The organism is Alkalispirillum mobile, assembly GCF_003664325.1.
GTDB classification, from domain to species: Bacteria; Pseudomonadota; Gammaproteobacteria; order Nitrococcales; family Halorhodospiraceae; genus Alkalilimnicola; species Alkalilimnicola mobilis.
Window position 1 is genome coordinate 54,201 of the sequence record NZ_RCDA01000004.1, and the last position, 16,438, is coordinate 70,638.

Consider the following 16,438-nt stretch of genomic DNA (forward strand, 5'->3'; position numbering starts at 1 on the left):
TCAGTTGGGTGCCGGTAACCTGTCCGGCCCAGCTGAACGCCTGACAACAACATGGAGTGGCCCGTGTCCCGATCGCTGCTGTTTTGCCGTCTGATCCCGTGGCCGCTGTTTTCTGGTCTGTTGCTCGCACTCTTGTTCGCATTCACCCCGGCGGTGGCCGGGGAGGGTGATGCGGACCCGGCGGACTCGCCCAGCAGCCGGCTGGCGGAAATCCTCGAGGACAACCAGGCACGCCAACGGCTCATCGACGAGCTGCGGGGCCTGGAGGCCGCGGAAACCGCGGAGCCGGCAGCGGAGGAGGCGCCGCCGGCGGGAAGCTCGTTGGTCCGGCACGTGGCGGAGTTGACCCAACAGTTCGCGCAGACGGTGGTGGACGAGACGCGGGCCGCCGCCTCGGCCCTCACCGGCGCCACCGACGATGGCCTGGGCGCGGTCTGGTTCAACCTGGCCGATGGCCTGGTTGAACTGCTTATCCTGATCGTGGCCACGGTCGCCGTCTTCTTCGTGTTTCGGCGGTTGGCCAAACCCCTGTTCGACGTGCTCAGCCGGTGGGCGGTGGCTACACCGCCCGCCCAGGCGCCCGAGTCCGGGGAAAAGCGCCGAGGCCGGTTCTCCGGCCGTCCGGTCGAGAACCTGCTGACCCTGGCCACAATGCTCCGCCGTGCGGTGGGCATCGTGGTGGCCGCCGTCATCGACCTGGTGGTGATCCTGCTGGCCTGGGTCACCGGCTACGCCCTGTCCCTGTTCGTCTTCGGGGACGCCGGGGCGATGGAGACCCGCCAGTCGCTCTTCCTCAACGCCTTCCTGATGGTTGAGGTGGCCAAGGCGGTCTTGCGGGTGGTGTTCGCCTCCCGCCACGAGGGCCTGCGGCTGCTGCCCATGGGCGAGGAGGACGCTGCCTACTGGAATGCCTGGATCGCCCGGCTGGTGGGCTTTGTCGGCTACGGCATGCTGCTGGTCGTCCCGATCCTGTCCGTCGCCGTCAGCGAGGGCTTCGGCCGCGCCCTGGCGCTGCTGATCATGCTGCTGGCCTTCATCCAGGCCCTGGTGATCATCCTGCAGAACCGCAAGCCGGTGCACGACAAGCTGCAGGCCCAGGCGCGCCAGGCGGGCCTGGGCTTTACCAAGGTGGTGCTCTCCATGCTGGCTGAGCTCTGGCACCTCATCGCCATCGCCTACGTCGGCGCGCTTGCCGTTGTTACCATCACGCACCCGGAGGCGGCCCTGCCCTTCATGGCCCAGGCCACGGTGCAGACCCTGGTGGTGGTGGGTGTCGGTGTGCTGATCTCGCTGCTGCTGACCCAGTTCATCAGCCGCGGCATCCGCGTGCCGGCGGAGACCCGCGAGCGTTTCCCGCTGCTGGAGGCGCGGCTGAACGCCTTCGTGCCCACGGCGCTGAAGATCATCCGGCTGGTGATCGTGCTGGCGGTGCTGGCGATGGTGCTGGACGCCTGGAGTATCTTCAACTTCACCGCCTGGGTGGTCTCCGACGCCGGTGCGGCCGTGATCCTGAAGGCGGTGACGGTGGCCATCATCCTGTCGGCCGCCGTGCTGATCTGGATCGCCATCGCCAGCTGGATCGAGCACCGGCTCAACCCCGAGACCGGTGTCGGCGAGCCGACCAGCCGCGAGCGCACCCTGCTGGCCATCTTCCGCAACGCCGTGCTGGTGGTGCTGGTGACGCTGACCCTGATGATCGTCCTGGCGGAGATCGGCATCAACATCGGCCCGCTCATCGCCGGTGCCGGTGTTATCGGTCTGGCGGTGGGCTTCGGTGCCCAGAAGCTGGTGCAGGACATCATTACGGGGGTGTTCATCCAGCTGGAGAACGCCATCAACACCGACGATGTGGTCACCGCGGCCGGGATCACCGGCACGGTGGAGAAGCTGACTATCCGCTCGGTGGGCATCCGCGATCTGTCCGGCACCTTCCACATCGTGCCCTTCTCCTCGGTGGACAGCGTCTCCAATTACAACCGGGAGTACGCCTACCACGTGGGCGAGTACGGCATCGCCTACCGCGAGGACATCGACGAAACCATAGTGCGGCTGCGCGAGGCCTTCGCCGAGCTGTTGCAGGACGAGGAGCTGGCCCCCGCGATCCTCAGCCCGGAGTTGGAGGTCTTCGGCGTGACCGCGCTGGCGGACAGCTCGGTGAACATCCGGGTGCGGATCAAGACTGTCGGCGGCATGCAGTGGGCCGTGGGCCGGGCCTACAACCGCCTGGTCAAGCGCCACCTGGATGCGGCCGGTATCGAGATCCCGTTCCCGCACCTCACCCTCTACTTTGGCAGCGACAAGGAGGGCGGTGCGCCGCCGGTCAACGCCAACGTGAAGGTGCTGGAGGGCGTGGCCGGGGCCGCGGGGCTGCAGGCGGCGAGTGGGTCGGAGCAGGCCGCCATGCCCGGCCGGGGCACCGCTGCCCCTGGGCGGCACGAGGCACCGGATGTGGACCGGAAGGACGCCCGGCCCAACCCCAAGAAGTGGGAGGACTACGACGAGGAGGGGGACTGAGGCTGAACCGCGGCCGGCGGCCTGAGCGGGCTCTCCGACCGGTGGGCGTCAGCCCTGCCGGCGGCGCCGGTCCTGGCGCTGCTGAGCGAGGATGATACTGAGCAGACCCAGCAGGGCGGCGAGGACGCCGGCTACCTTCCAGAGCGTGCCGTAATCCGGGCGGCTCGGGCCGTCGGGCAGTTCGGCCTGGCGCAGCATGCCCGGGCCGGGCTGTTCCAGCCGCTCCAGCTGATTGGCCAGATCGGCGCGTTCCGCCTCCAGGCGTTCCAGCCGTTCCTGGCCGCTGTCCTCCACCAGCGCTCGGGTGGCCAGGTAGAGGTTGTCCACTTCCTCCGGCCGATCCGCCGAGAGCCGTCGGAGCGTGCCGCGCAGGTCGCTGATGCGGCTGTCCAGCCCCTCCAGGGCGTCCTCAAGCCGGCTGCGCTGGCCGTGGTGATGGCTGCGGAATTCGCTCAGCAGCCCGCGCGACAGGTCTTCGGCCAGCAGTTCCGCCGCCTCGGCGCTCTCACCCTGTACCCGCAGATGGACCCGGTCGCTGTCGGTCTCCAGGGCCAGCAGGGCGGATTCATCCTCCAGTCCTTCAGCGACCCGGAAGCGCTCGATGATCGCCTCGGTCTCATCGGCGTAATCGCTTACCCCCGGCGGCAGCCCGGTGTTGATCACCGCCTCGCTCTCGTAAACCGGGCTGCTGAGCAGGTGGTAGGCGCCGGCACCGCCCAGTACCAGGGCAACGGTCCCGAGCAGCCAGTACTTCTGCCACCAGAGGATGACCAGGCCTTTGAGCAGGGTACGTAGCATGTGCCCTTAACCCAGGTCGAACTCGGCCACCGCCGGCGCGTGGTCCGACGGCCGCTCCCAGGTCCGGGGCTCCCGGTCCACGGTGCTGGCGGTGCAGGCCTCGCGCAGCGCCGGGCTGCCCAGGATCAGGTCGATGCGCAGGCCCCGGTTGCGCTTGAAGTTGTTCATCCGGTAGTCCCACCAGGACCAGGTCTTCTCCGGCTGATCGAACAGCCGGAACGTATCGGCCAGTTCCAGGCCACCGGTGAGACGGGCCAGCGCCTCGCGCTCCGGCGTGGAGCAGAGGATCTTCTCGTGCCACGCCTCCGGGTCGTGGACGTCGCGGTCGTCCGGGGCGATGTTGAAATCCCCCACCACCACCAGCTTGTCGTGGCGGGCGCGCTCCTCCGCCAGCCAGTCGGCCAGCCGGGCCAGCCAGTCCAGCTTGTAGGCGTACTTCTCCGATCCCACCTCGGAGCCGTTGGGCACGTAGAGGTTGATGAAACGAAGATCGCCCACCGTGGCGGCCAGCACCCGGCGCTGCGGGTCCTCCAGCCCGGGGATGTCGCGCACCACGTCCTGCGGCGCCTGGCCGCGGGCGAGCACCGCGACCCCGTTATAGGTGGGTTGGCCCGCGTAGGCCACCTGGTAACCGGCCTCGTTCAGGGCCTCGACCGGGAACCGGTCGTCGGTCAGCTTGGTCTCCTGCAGCCCGACGATGTCCGGTTGCCGGCTCGCCAGCCAGTCCAGCACCTGGGGCAGGCGTACCTTGAGTGAATTGACGTTCCAGGAAGCGAGTTTCATCGACATGGTGGTTCCGTTTATCAGGGGGTTCTCGCCCCGGGTAGCGGGGCTCGGTGTCAGGTGTGGTGGCTCAGCCAGTCGCCAAGGGCTTCGGCGAAGCGCTCGGGTTGCTCCACATGCAGCCAATGGCCGGCGCCCGGCACCCCGGTGATCTCCGCCTGCGGGAACAGACGCCGGATGGCGGGTGCTTGTTCCGCCTGCACGTAGTCGGAGCGCTGGCCGTGGATGAACAAGCTCGGCCCCCGGTACTGGTCGTCATACGCCGGGAAATCCATCAGCAGCGGCAGGGCCTGCTGCAGCGTGGCCACCGGGAGGCGCCAGCCCCAGCCGTCGCCCTCGCGCTGGAGATTGGTCAGCAGGAACTGCCGGACCATGGGGGTGGTGACCACCCGTGCCAGCGCGGCGTCCACGTCCTCGCGCCCCGCCACCCGGCCAAAGTCCACCCCGGCCATGGCGTCGAGGATGTCGTCGTGGCCGTGGTCCGCGGTGCCGTAGTTCACCGGGGCGATGTCGGCCACCACCAGGGCCCGTACCCGTTCCGGGTGCGCCAGGGCCATCGCCATGGCCGCCTTGCCGCCCATGCTGTGGCCCATCACCACCGCCTGCGGGCAGTCGCAGTCGTCCAGCAGCTGGATCAGGTCGGCGGCCATGGCCGGGTAGTCCATGCGCGGGTGGTGCGGCGAGCGGCCATGGTTGCGCAGGTCGGGCAGGATGACCCGGTAGCGCTCGGCCAGCCAGCGGGCGTGCCGCGACCAGTTGGCACTGGAGCCGTACAGCCCGTGGAGGATCAGCAACGGCGGCCCGTCACCGCGTTCCGTCTTGTTCAGTCGGAGTATTTCAGTCATAAAGTCGTCAGGTGCTTGTTAAGGTGGCCCATGATGCCATTGTCGGCATCGCCGCTGCAGGAGTCGCGAACCCATGATCTTGCCCGATTATCGAGGCGGCAGCATCGTCAACCTGATGGCCAGCATCAGCCGGGGGCTGGGCGCACCACGTGTCGGCATCCCCGAGGCACGGCTGCTGCCGGCCCACCAGATCGGCCGCGCCCGCCACGTGGTGCTGCTGATGCTGGACGGGCTCGGTTATGAGTACCTGGTCAGCTATCGGGACGCCCTGCTGCGCCGTTACCTGCTGGGCGAGCTGACCTCCGTGTTCCCCTCGGCCACGGCCATTGCCGTCACCACCTTCGCCACCGGCATGACGCCGCGCCAGCATGGGGTGACCGGGTGGCACATGTACATGGAGGAACTGGACCGGGTCTGCACGGTGCTGCCCTTCCGCGACCGGGTGACCCGCGAGACCATCGCCGAGGTGGACCCGGACGCGGTGCGCGTGCTGGAGCAGCCGCCGCTGGCCGACCTGCTGGACGCCGAGGCCCACCTGGTGATGCCGGCGGAGATCGCCGACTCCACGTACAACCTGGCCACCGGCGGCCAGGCCTGGCGCCACGGGGTGTCCGACCTGGCCGACTACGTGGACACCGTGGCCGGCCTGATCCAGTCGGCGGAGCAGCGCCAGTACGTCTACGCCTACTGGCCCAGGCTGGACAGCCTGGCCCACCAGTACGGCATGGCCAGCACCGAGGTCCAGTCCCACTTCGCCGCACTGGATGCGGCCTTCGATGAATTGCGCCAGGAACTGGCCGGCACTGATACCCTGCTGCTGGTGACCGCCGACCACGGCCTGATCGACACCGCCCCGGACCGGGTGCTGGAGGTGGCCGAGCACCCGGACCTGCTGGCCACGTTGGCGCGCCCGGTTTGCGGCGAGCCGCGGGCGGCTTACTGCTACCTTCGCCCCGGCGCCGAGGATGACTTTCTGGCCTATGTGCACGGCCCGCTGGCCGGCTGGTGCGATGTGCACACGCCCAATGAACTGGTGCAGGGCGGCTGGCTGGGACCGGGACCGGCGCATCCCCGGCTGCTGAGCCGGTTGGGGGACTATGCGCTGGTCATGCGGGACAACCGCGTGATCCACCAGCAGATGAACGGCGATGACCCCTTCCGCCTGATCGGGGTGCATGGCGGGACCAGCGGCGCCGAGATGCGGGTGCCGCTGATCGCCGCCGCCTGCGACTGACCCGGCGACCGGGCTATGGCCCGGTGGCGCCGGCCTGGGCCAGGTTCTTCAGCTCCTGGGTGGTTACCGCCAGCATGGGCAGTTCCACGTGGCCCACGGAGCGCAGCTCGGAGAGAATCTGTTCCACCCGGTCCACGGCGGTGCCGTAGTCACTGAGGAACTGCGACAGGCACTCCTCCGGCGCCTGGTCCGGGTCGCTGTCCCGGACCAGGTCGCGGGTCAGCTCCCGCAGTTGCTGGTAGTAATCCTCCTCCAGACCCAGTCGGAGCCGCTCCTGCCAGGCATCCGCCGGGCTGAACTCGGTGATCGCGCGCCGCAGCCAGTCCAGGCCCAGCTGCTGGGCGAGTCCGAAGTAGAGGCGGGCGACCCGGTCCAGGTCGCAGTCGGTCTCCTGGGCCACCTTGACCAGGTCCAGCGCCGGGTACAGCGCTTCCAGCGTGCCGGCTTGCCGGGCCAGCTCCGCAGGTACGCCCCCGGCCTCCAGCGCGGCCGTCTGGACAGCGAGGTCATCCCGGTCCTGGGCCGGCAGCAGGTCCACCAGCTGCGGCTGCAGCGGAGCCACCAGGGGCTGGATGCGCTGTACCGTCTCGCCGATATCCAGCCTTGCGCCCAGGTTGCGGAGCAGCCAGAGGGTGGCCCGCTCGTGCAGCGCCTGGGCGGCGTGCAGCATGGTGGTCTGGTGGCTGGCGGCCACCCGGTTGTCCAGCCCGCAGACCGCGTGCCACAACCCGCCCAGGCTGAAGATCTCCATGGCCGCGTAGGCCGCCCGGGCCACCGCATCGGGCGGGGCGCTGGCCTTCTCCCCGAGCCGGAAGAAGAAGGTCGGGCCCAGGCGGTTGATCAACAGGTTGGCCACCTGGGTGGTGATGATCTCCCGACGCAGGCGGTGATTGCTGATGCGCTCCCCCCAGCGCTCGCGGATGGGGGCCGGGAAGTAGGCGTGCAGCACGTCCTGCAGCCAGGGGGCTTCCGGCAGGTCGGAGCGCGCCAGGGCCTCCTGGGCAACGATCTTGCCGTAGGCCAGCAGCACCGCCGTCTCCGGGCGGGTCAGGCCCTGACCTGCCGCGGCCCGCTCCGCCAGTTCCTCCTCGTCGGGCAGGGCCTCCAGGCGACGACTCAGCCGCCCGTCCCGCTCCAGCCGGCGGATGAAGTGGACCTGCTCGTTGAGCAGTTGCGGCGCGGCCGCCTCGGCCAGCGACAGCGCGCCGGTCTGGGCGTAATTGTCCGCCAGGACCAGCTCGGCCACCGATTCGGTCATGTCCTCCAGCAGCTGGTTGCGGTGTTTGACGGTGAGGTCCCCGGCGTCCACCACCTCCTTGAGGAGTATTTTGATGTTTACCTCGTGGTCGGAGCAGTCCACCCCGCCCGAGTTGTCGATGGCGTCGGTGTTGATCCGTCCGCCGCGGCGGGCGAACTCGATGCGGCCGCGCTGGGTGATGCCCAGGTTGCCGCCCTCGCCGAAGACCCGCACCCGCAGCTCGCTGGCGTCGATGCGGGTGTCCTCGGTGCTGCGATCCCCCACGTCGCCGTGGTTCTCGCTGCTGGCCTTGACGTAGGTTCCGATGCCGCCGTTCCAGAGCAGGTCCAGCGGGGCGGCCAGGATCGCGCGGATCAGCTCCGCCGGGGTCAGCTGCTGGGCGTCGATGGCCAGCACCTCCCGCACCTGCGGGGTGAGGGTGATGGACTTGGCAGTGCGCGGCCAGATGCCGCCGCCTTCGGATATCAGGGACTTGTCGTAGTCCGCCCAGGAGGAGCGGGGCAGCCGGAACAGCCGCTCGCGCTCAGCGTAGCCCTGCTCGGCATCCGGGTCCGGGTCGATGAAGATATGCCGGTGGTCGAAGGCCGCCACCAGGCGGGTATGGCGTGACAGCAACATGCCGTTGCCGAACACGTCACCGGACATGTCGCCGATGCCGGCGGCAGTGAATGGCTCGTTCTGGATGTCGCGGCCCAACTCGCGGAAGTGGCGTTTCACCGCCTCCCAGGCGCCGCGGGCGGTGATGCCCATCTTCTTGTGGTCGTAGCCGTGGGCGCCGCCGGAGGCGAAGGCGTCACCGAGCCAGAAGTTGTAGGCCTCGGCGATGGAGTTGGCCAGATCGGAGAAGGTGGCGGTGCCCTTGTCCGCGGCCACCACCAGGTAGGGGTCGTCCTCGTCGTGGCGGACCACCTCCGGCGGGGGTTCGGTGCGCCCCTCGACCATGTTGTCGGTGACATCCAGCAGGGCGCGGATGAAGCCCTGATAGCAGCTGCGCACCTCCTGCGCCATGGCCTCGCGGTCCTCCAGGCTGCGCTTGACCACGAAGCCGCCCTTGGCACCCACCGGGACGATCACGGCGTTCTTCACCGTCTGCGCCTTCATCAGGCCCAGGATCTCGGTGCGGAAGTCCTCGCGCCGGTCCGACCAGCGCAGCCCGCCCCGGGCCACAGGGCCGCCGCGCAGGTGCACGCCCTCCACCCGCGGCGAGTACACGTAGATCTCCGCCCAGGGGTGGGGGCGGGGCACGGCCGGGATATGTTCCGGACTGAGCTTGAAGGCGATGGCCTCCACCGGTGCCCCGTCCGACTCGCCCAGGTAGTAACTGGTCCGGCGAGTGGCCTGGATGGCCGCCAGATAGCGCCGCAGGATGCGGTCTTCGTCCAGGCTGGCGACATCGCGCAGGGCGGTTTCGATCTCCGCGACCACCCGGGCCTCCCGGCGCGGGTCGTTATGCCGGGGGTGGAAGCGGGCCCGGAACAGGCGGACCAGCAGCCGCGAGATCTCGGCGTTGTTGCTCAGGGTGTCCTCGATGTAACGCTGGCTGAAGGGGGTGCCCGCCTGGCGCAGGTACTTGCAGTAGGCGCGCAGGATCACCACCTCCCGGGGTTTGAGCCTTGCGGCGAGGATCAGCCGGTTGAAGCCGTCGTCCTCGATCTCGCCCTGCCAGATGCGGATGAAGGCTTCCTGGAAGGGGTCGCGCACCGCGTCCAGGTTGAGGTCCTCCGCCCCGGGGTAGCGCAGGCCGAAGTCGTGCATCCAGCCGATCGGGCGCCCGCTGGGGGCGATCTCGTAGGGGCGTTCGTCGAGCACCTCCACGCCCATGTGCTCCAGCACCGGCAGGGCGTCGGAGAGCACGATGGGCTCGCCCAGCTTGAGCAGCTTGAGGCGCAACTCGTCCGGGGGCGACTCCAGCGACCGGTACAGGCTCATGGCCAGGCCGCCGGCATCCAGCCGCTCCATGCGGCCCACGTCCAGCACCGCGGTTCGCGCCGAGACATCCTCCCGGTAGGCGGCGCTGAAGGCGTGGCCGTAGCGGTTGTGCAGGGCGTTCCCCCGCTCCTCGCCGAAGTGCTCCACCAGGGCGTCGTGCAGGTCGTCCTGCCAGGAGCGCATGGTGGCGGCCAACCGCCGCTCCAGTGCAGCGATGTCGTACTCCGGGATGCCCGGCTGGTCCAGGCGGATGATGAAGTGGATGCGGGCCAGTACGGACTCCGACAACTGCACCGTGAACTCGCTGCGCGAGCCACCCAGCTCTTCCTGCAGGATGGCCTGCATCTGCTCGCGGATCTCGGTGTTGTAGCGTTCGCGCGGGGCGTACACCAGGCAGGAGATAAAGCGCTGGTAGTCGTCATGGCGCACGAACAGCCGCACCCGTTGCCGCTCCTGGAGGTGCAGGATGCCCAGCACGGTCCGGTATAGCCGCTCGGTGTCGATCTGGAAGAGCTCGTCCCGGGGGTAGGTCTCCATTATGTTGACCAGCGCCTTCCCGGCGTGACTGCGCGGGTGGAGCCGGGAGCGGTCGATTACCCGGTGGATGCGCCGGCGCAGCAGCGGGATGGTGCGAGGATTCCGGTTGTAGGCCGCCGACGTGTACAGGCCGAGAAAGCGGTGCTCGCCGATCACCTTGCCGTTGCGGTCGTACCGTTTGATGCCGATGTAGTCCATGTAGCCCGGGCGGTGGACCAGGGAGCGGGAGTTGGACTTGGTGATCACCAGCGGGCAGGGGTCCTGCGCCTTGCGCCGCACCTCCGGCGGCAGGGTGGCGAAGCTGGTGGAGTGGCTGTCGGGGGCGTCGCGCAGGATGCCCAGCCCGGTCTCCGGATGCGACCGCAGTTGCAATTGCCCCCGCTCCTCGCGCAGGTCGTACTTGCGGTAGCCCAGGTAGGTGAAGTGGTCGTCGGTCAGCCAGTCCAGGAAGGCGCAGACCTCGCTCAGCTCATCATCGTTTTCCGGCGGCGGGGTGCGCTTCAGGTTGGTGATGCAGCGACGCATGCGGTCCTTCATGGGCCGCCAGTCCTCCACCGCCCGGCGCACCGCGCGCAGAACCCTTTCCAGTTCCTCGCGCAGGGCGTTCAGCGCTTCGGTCCCGGACTGGTGGTCCACCTCGAAGTGCATGAAGGCCTCGGCCCCGGTCACGTCGCTGGCATCCGGGTCCAGCGCCTCCAGGTGCTGCAGCCGGCCGCTGCCGTCGCGCTCGGCCCGGAGTACGGGGTGGATCACCAGGTGCAGGGTGAGCCCCAAGCGGTTTACGGCCAGGGACAGGGAGTCCACCAGGAAGGGCATGTCGTCGGTCACCACCTGGGCGATGGTGTGGGTGGATTCCCAGCCGTGGCGCTCCGGTGAGGGGTTGTAGACCTGGATCAGCGGCATGCCGGGTCGCCGCTTCTGCGCCAGTTGCCAGTGGGAGAGCGCCGCGCCGTAGAGGTCGTTGGGGTCGCGCTGGGTCAGGTCGTCGGGGGAGGCGTCCTCGTAATAGATGTGAAGGAAGCGCGCGACCTCCTCAGCCTTATTATCGGGCCAGCGTTGCTGGGCCTGGTCGATGACCACCTGAACCAGTTCGTCGTGCTCCCGGTCAACGGCGTAGACCATTCCGCCTCCTTCCAGCGTTCTGGCTTTTTTTGATGGGTTATGGGGCCGGGTGGCTTACCTTCCAGAGTAGCGCAGGGGGGCGGGGTTTTGGGGCCTGGTTGGTGCGGTTCTGCGGTGGCGGGATCAGCGCCGGCGGTAGTCCACGAAACGCGCGAGCACGCGGTCCATTTCGGCGGCATCCAGCAGGTGGGGGCGGCCGGTCTGCAGGGTCTGGTGGTAGAGCCGGCAGAGGTACTCCACCTCGCGGGCCATATCCAGTGCAGCGGTGAGGTCGCCGCCCAGCGCGATCATGCCGTGGTTGGCCAGCAGGCAGGCCCAGCGGCCTTCCAGCGCCTCCAGCGCGGCCTCGGACAGGGCCTGGGTGCCGAAGGTGGCGTAGTCGCTGCAGCGGATGTCGTGGCCGCCGGCCAGCGCCACCATGTAGTGAAAGGCGGGCACCGGCCGGCGCTGGCAGGCAAGGGTCGTGGCGTAGGGGGCGTGGGTGTGCACCACGGCCTGCACCTCCGGCCGGGCCACGAGGATGTCCCGGTGGAAGCGCCACTCGGAGGAGGGGCGGTGACGGCCCCGCGGGTGGCCGTTGAGGCCCATGTAGACCATATCGTCGGGGGCGAGCGTGGCCAGCGGTAGCGCGGAGGGGGTGATCCAGAAGCCCTGGTTGCTGCCTGGGCCGCTGCGCACGCTCAGGTTGCCGGCGGTGCCCTGGTTGAGCCCCAGAGCCTCCAGCTGGCGGGCGGCATCCAGCAGCTCGGCGGCGGTGCTCACGGCCGCTCCGGTCTGTCCTGGAAGAGATCGGGGGCGGTGTCCGGCTGGCTGGGCGGGTTGAGCCCGAAGTGCAGCCAGGCGTTGCGGGTGGCCATCCGCCCCCGGGGCGTGCGCATGAGGTAGCCCTGCTGGATCAGGTAGGGCTCCACCACGTCCTCGATGGTGCCGCGCTCCTCGCCAATCGCGGCGGCCACGCTGTCCAGGCCCACCGGGCCGCCGTCGAACTTCTCCATGATGGCCAGCAGCAGGCGGCGGTCCTGCTCGTCGAAGCCGTTGCGGTCCACGTTCAGCAGCTCCATGGCGGCGTGGGCCACCTCGCCGCTGATGTGGCCGTCGGCGCGCACCTCGGCGTAGTCGCGTACCCGGCGCAGCAGCCGGTTGGCGATGCGCGGGGTGCCACGGGCGCGGCCGGCGATCTCCCGGCAGCCGGTCTCGTCGATGGAGAGGTTGAGCAGGTGGGCGGACCGTTTCACGATGCCGGTGAGGTCGGCCACGTTGTAGTACTCGAGCCGCTGGACGATGCCAAAGCGATCGCGCAGCGGCGAGGTGAGGAGGCCGGCGCGGGTGGTGGCGCCCACCAGGGTGAAGGGGGGCAGGTCCAGTTTTATGGAGCGCGCCGCCGGGCCCTCGCCGATCATGATGTCGATCTGGAAGTCCTCCATGGCGGGGTAGAGGACCTCTTCGACCACGGCGGAGAGGCGGTGGATCTCGTCCACGAAGAGGACGTCGTGGGGCTCCAGGTTGGTGAGCAGGGCCGCCAGGTCGCCGGGCTTGTCGAGCACCGGGCCGGAGGTCTGGCGCATGCTCACGCCCATCTCGTTGGCGATGATGTGGGCGAGGGTGGTCTTGCCCAGGCCTGGGGGGCCGAAGATGAGGGTGTGGTCCAGGGCCTCGCTGCGGCCGCGCGCGGCGTGCACGAATATGTCCATCTGTTCGCGCACGGCGGGCTGGCCGATGTAGTCGGTCAGGCGGCGCGGCCGGATGGCGCGGTCGATGGCTTCGTCGTCGCCGGAGGCGTCCGGGGTGATCAGGCGGTCGTTCATCGCGGCCCTGGGGTTGTTGGTGTGCGTGGGTATGGCAGGTGTGGGGCTCGAGACGGGGTGTCAAAACCCGCGGGCCTCCGATTGCGCACCCCTTCGGGGTGCCCTGCGCTACTCACGAAAAATCGGCGCGCGTGAACTCGCTTCGCTCGGACAGGCACGCACTTTTCCCGATTTTTCGCTCCGTTGCTCGGTGCGCAAAAGTCGGCCCGCGGGTTTTGACACCCCGTCTCGAGCCCCGCACCTGCCACGGATTGTAATGGGCTGCCAGCCGCTGTGCTAATCTGCGCGCAATCAGGGTAGTTCAGCTGCTTGGCGAGGTGTGAGATGGCAGACGCTCAGAAACAGGCCGCTCGGCCCGAGGACGATGCCTCCGGCAATGAGAAGGTCTTGGATGCGCTGCTTTATGGTGCCGGCATGATCGGTGCCGTGATGGTGCTGCTGGTTGTCCGCTGGCTGCTGTCGCTGGCTGGTGTGCTCGCTGGCGATGATCTCTGGGAGGGCATCGGCGTGGTCGCGGCCTTCATGTTCGCCGTGATGGTCGCCGGCGGCGCGGTCTATGGCCTGCTCGGCGATATCCTGGGGTGGTTGCGGGGACGTGATGCCTCCACGGGTCGCCCGGCCTCGGACTAGGGCGCGTCAGAACAGGGCAAGTTGCCGGGCCTGGTCCGGCGTGACGGTGACCAGGCCCGAGACGGTGACGCCCAGCAGGCGCACGGGGGTGCGGCCGGCCTCGGTGTCCTGCAGCAGGGCCGGCAGGCGGGTGCGGATGTCCGCGGCCGATTGCACCGGGTCGCCGCTGAGGCTGCGGGTGATCTGGCGGAAGTCGTGGTATTTCACCTTCAGCGTCACGGTGCGGCCGGCCAGACGGCGCCGTTCCAGGCTGGCGGCCACCTTGTCGGCCAGTAGGGCGAGCCGGTCCAGCATGTCTGCCGGGTCTGTGAGGTCCTGGCCGAAGGTGGTCTCGGCCCCCACGGATTTGCGTTCCCGGCTTGGCCGGACCGGCCGCTCGTCCACCCCCCGGGCGAGGTCGTGGTAGAAGCGTGCCCGGCTGCCGAAGGCGCGTTGCAACTCTAGCAGGGAGAGCCGGCGCAGGTCCGCGCCGGTGTGGATGCCCATCCGTTGCATCTTTGCCTGGGTGGCCTGGCCCACCCCGTGGATCTTGCCCACCGGCAGTTCCGCCACGAAGGCCGCCGCCTGCTCCGGCGGGATGACGTACAGGCCGTCCGGCTTGTCCAGGTCGGAGGCGATCTTGGCCAGGAACTTGTTGCCGGAGACCCCGGCGGAGGCGGTCAGCCCGGTCTGCTCCCGGATGCGGGTGCGGATCTCGCGGGCGATCAGGGTGGCGGAGCCCTCCAGCCGGGGGCAGTCGCTCACATCCAGATAGGCCTCGTCCAGCGAGAGCGGTTCCACCAGCGGGGTGTAGTCGCGGAAGATCGCCTGGATCTGAGCCGAGACGGCGCGGTAGACCTCGAAGCGCGGGCGCAGAAAGACCGCGTCCGGGCAGAGGCGGGCAGCGCGCCAGGCCGGCATCGCGGAGTGGATGCCGTGGCGGCGGGCCTCGTAGCTGGCGGCGGCCACCACGCCCCGTCCGTTGGGGTTGCCGCCCACCACCACTGGCCGGCCGCGCAGCTCGGGCTGGTCGCGCTGCTCCACCGAGGCGTAGAAGGCGTCCATGTCCACGTGGATGATCTTGCGCTGGCTCATCGCGGGGGTGTCTGTTGCGGCGCAACGGGGCCTCGGCTGGTATAGTAGGGCGCTTCCACCACGGGGTGCTTTATGGCCGGACAGCGGCCGGTTAGACTGCGCCCGCCAATCCCTTTCCGAATCAACAGTTCAGCAACGGACTCGCCGCATGAAAAAGCATATCGCCGACTGCCTGCAACAGGCCGTGAGCCGCCTGTGTGATGAGGGGTTCCTGCCCCCGGACACCGAAGTGGACATCCAGGTGGAGCGGGCCCGCGACCGGGCCCACGGCGATTACGCGGCGAACACGGCGATGATGCTGGCCCGGGCGGCGCGGCGCAAGCCCCGGGAGATCGCCGAGGCGCTGGTGGGCGCACTGCCCGCCTCCGAGTACATCGACCGCACCGAGATCGCCGGCCCGGGGTTCATCAATTTCATCCTCACCCCGGCCGCGGCCTGGGCACCGGTGCGCCAGGCGCTGGACGAGGCCGGAGCCTTCGGGCGCAGCGACCTGGGGGGCGGGCGCAAGGTGATGGTGGAGTTCGTCTCCGCCAACCCTACCGGGCCGCTGCACGTGGGCCACGGGCGGGGCGCGGCCTTCGGCGCGGCGCTGGCGGATCTGCTGGATGCCGCGGGCTACGACGTCTACCGCGAGTATTACGTCAACGACGCCGGCCGCCAGATGGACATCCTGGCCGCCTCGGTCTGGCTGCGCTACCTGGAGGCGCGGGGCGAGGCGGTGCGCTTCCCCGACAATGGTTACCGGGGCGGCTACGTGGCCGATATCGCCGCCGGGCTGGCGGAGCAGGTGGGGGATGCGCTGCGCCACCCGGCCGACGCGGTGATGGCTGACCTGCCGCCGGATGCCGAGCAGGGGGGCGACAAGGAGCAGCACATTGACGCCCTGGTGGCCCGGGCCCGGGAGCTGCTGGGTGAAGCGGGGTATCGGCAGGTCTTCGATGAGGGGCTGAACGGCATACTCGCCGATATCCGCGATGACCTGGCCGGCTTCGGCGTCACCTACCAGAACTGGTACTCGGAGCGCTCGCTCACCGAGACGGGGCGGGTGGACCGGGCGCTGGCCAAGCTGGCCGAGGCGGGCCACACCTACGAGGCGGAGGGCGCCCTCTGGTTCCGCTCCAGCGAGTTCGGCGACGACAAGGACCGGGTGCTGCGCCGGGAGAATGGCCAGACCACCTATTTTGCCTCCGATGTCGCCTACCACCTGGATAAGCTGCAGCGCGGCTTCGACCAGCTGGTGGACGTCTGGGGCGCCGATCACCACGGCTACGTGCCCCGGGTGCGGGCTGCGCTGGCCGCCTTCGGCGAGGACGAGCAGCGGCTCTCGGTACGGCTGGTGCAGTTCGCCATCCTCTACCGGGGCCGGGAGCGGTTGCAGATGTCCACCCGCTCCGGCGAGTTCGTCACCCTGCGCCAGTTGCGCGCCGAGGTGGGCGACGACGCGGCGCGCTTCTTCTACGTGATGCGCAAGCCCGAGCAGCACATGGACTTCGACCTGGAGCTGGCCAAGTCCGAATCCTCCGACAACCCGGTCTACTACCTGCAGTACGCCCACGCCCGCATCTGCAGCGTCTTCCGCCAGCTGGAGGAGAAGGGCCTGAGCTGGGACCGCGAGCGCGGCCTCGCCGCCCTCGACCGGCTGGGGGAGGACCACGAGCAGGCGCTGGTCACCGAGCTGGGGCGTTACCCGGAGGTGATCGAGTCCGCCGCGCGAGCCCATGAACCACACCAGGTGGCCGCCTACCTGCGCGAGCTGGCCAACGCCCTGCACACCTACTACAACGCCCACCAGTTCATCGTCGAGGACGAGGGCCTGCGCGATGCCCGCCTCTGCCTGGTGGCGGCCACCCGGCAGGTGTTGCGCAACGGCTTGGAACTGCTGGGCGTGAGGGCCCCGGAGCGGATGTAA

Annotated in this window: 11 protein-coding genes; 4 read left to right on the top strand and 7 right to left on the bottom strand. The window is 69.3% G+C overall.

From position 1 onward, the window contains the following. Positions 1-63: 63 nt before the first annotated feature. On the top strand, positions 64-2,514 hold the full coding sequence (locus DFR31_RS11525; RefSeq protein WP_245971177.1) for a mechanosensitive ion channel domain-containing protein: 2,451 nt from the start codon (positions 64-66) through the stop codon (positions 2,512-2,514). A 48-nt stretch (positions 2,515-2,562) separates the two neighbouring features. Here the strand turns inward: DFR31_RS11525 and DFR31_RS11530 are convergent, their stop codons facing one another. From DFR31_RS11530 to DFR31_RS11540, 3 genes are read right to left on the bottom strand one after another with little or no spacing between them, the layout of a single operon-like run. Then, positions 2,563-3,312, bottom strand: a complete 750-nt coding sequence (locus DFR31_RS11530) for a GumC domain-containing protein (protein ID WP_121442844.1) — start codon at positions 3,310-3,312, stop codon at positions 2,563-2,565. Between the two features lie 6 nt (positions 3,313-3,318). Next, positions 3,319-4,095, bottom strand: a complete 777-nt coding sequence (xth, locus tag DFR31_RS11535) for an exodeoxyribonuclease III (protein ID WP_121442845.1) — start codon at positions 4,093-4,095, stop codon at positions 3,319-3,321. 56 nt (positions 4,096-4,151) lie between these two features. Continuing rightward, positions 4,152-4,940: an alpha/beta fold hydrolase gene (locus DFR31_RS11540; RefSeq protein WP_121442846.1), complete on the bottom strand. Its 789-nt coding sequence runs from the start codon at positions 4,938-4,940 to the stop codon at positions 4,152-4,154. A 73-nt stretch (positions 4,941-5,013) separates the two neighbouring features. On the opposite strand from DFR31_RS11540, the gene DFR31_RS11545 reads away from it, so the two are divergent. Then, positions 5,014-6,174, top strand: a complete 1,161-nt coding sequence (locus DFR31_RS11545) for an alkaline phosphatase family protein (RefSeq protein WP_121442847.1) — start codon at positions 5,014-5,016, stop codon at positions 6,172-6,174. A 13-nt stretch (positions 6,175-6,187) separates the two neighbouring features. Here DFR31_RS11545 and DFR31_RS11550 read toward each other — a convergent pair whose 3' ends face one another. From DFR31_RS11550 to ruvB, 3 genes are all read right to left on the bottom strand, one after another. After that, complete coding sequence (locus DFR31_RS11550) at positions 6,188-11,020, bottom strand: NAD-glutamate dehydrogenase (protein WP_245971178.1); 4,833 nt, start codon at positions 11,018-11,020, stop codon at positions 6,188-6,190. A gap of 123 nt (positions 11,021-11,143) precedes the next feature. Next, complete coding sequence (locus tag DFR31_RS11555) at positions 11,144-11,782, bottom strand: class II aldolase/adducin family protein (RefSeq protein ID WP_121442849.1); 639 nt, start codon at positions 11,780-11,782, stop codon at positions 11,144-11,146. After that, positions 11,779-12,825: a Holliday junction branch migration DNA helicase RuvB gene (gene ruvB, locus DFR31_RS11560; protein WP_121442850.1), complete on the bottom strand. Its 1,047-nt coding sequence runs from the start codon at positions 12,823-12,825 to the stop codon at positions 11,779-11,781. The genes DFR31_RS11555 and ruvB overlap by 4 nt, the downstream gene beginning before the upstream one ends. Positions 12,826-13,149: 324 nt before the next feature. Between ruvB and DFR31_RS11565 the strand changes: the two genes are divergently transcribed. Beyond that, positions 13,150-13,455, top strand: a complete 306-nt coding sequence (locus DFR31_RS11565) for a hypothetical protein (protein ID WP_121442851.1) — start codon at positions 13,150-13,152, stop codon at positions 13,453-13,455. 6 nt (positions 13,456-13,461) lie between these two features. On the opposite strand, the gene dinB is transcribed toward DFR31_RS11565, so the two are convergent. Then, on the bottom strand, positions 13,462-14,529 hold the full coding sequence (gene dinB, locus DFR31_RS11570; protein WP_121442852.1) for a DNA polymerase IV: 1,068 nt from the start codon (positions 14,527-14,529) through the stop codon (positions 13,462-13,464). A gap of 148 nt (positions 14,530-14,677) precedes the next feature. Between dinB and argS the strand changes: the two genes are divergently transcribed. Continuing rightward, positions 14,678-16,438, top strand: a complete 1,761-nt coding sequence (gene argS / locus DFR31_RS11575) for an arginine--tRNA ligase (RefSeq protein WP_121442853.1) — start codon at positions 14,678-14,680, stop codon at positions 16,436-16,438.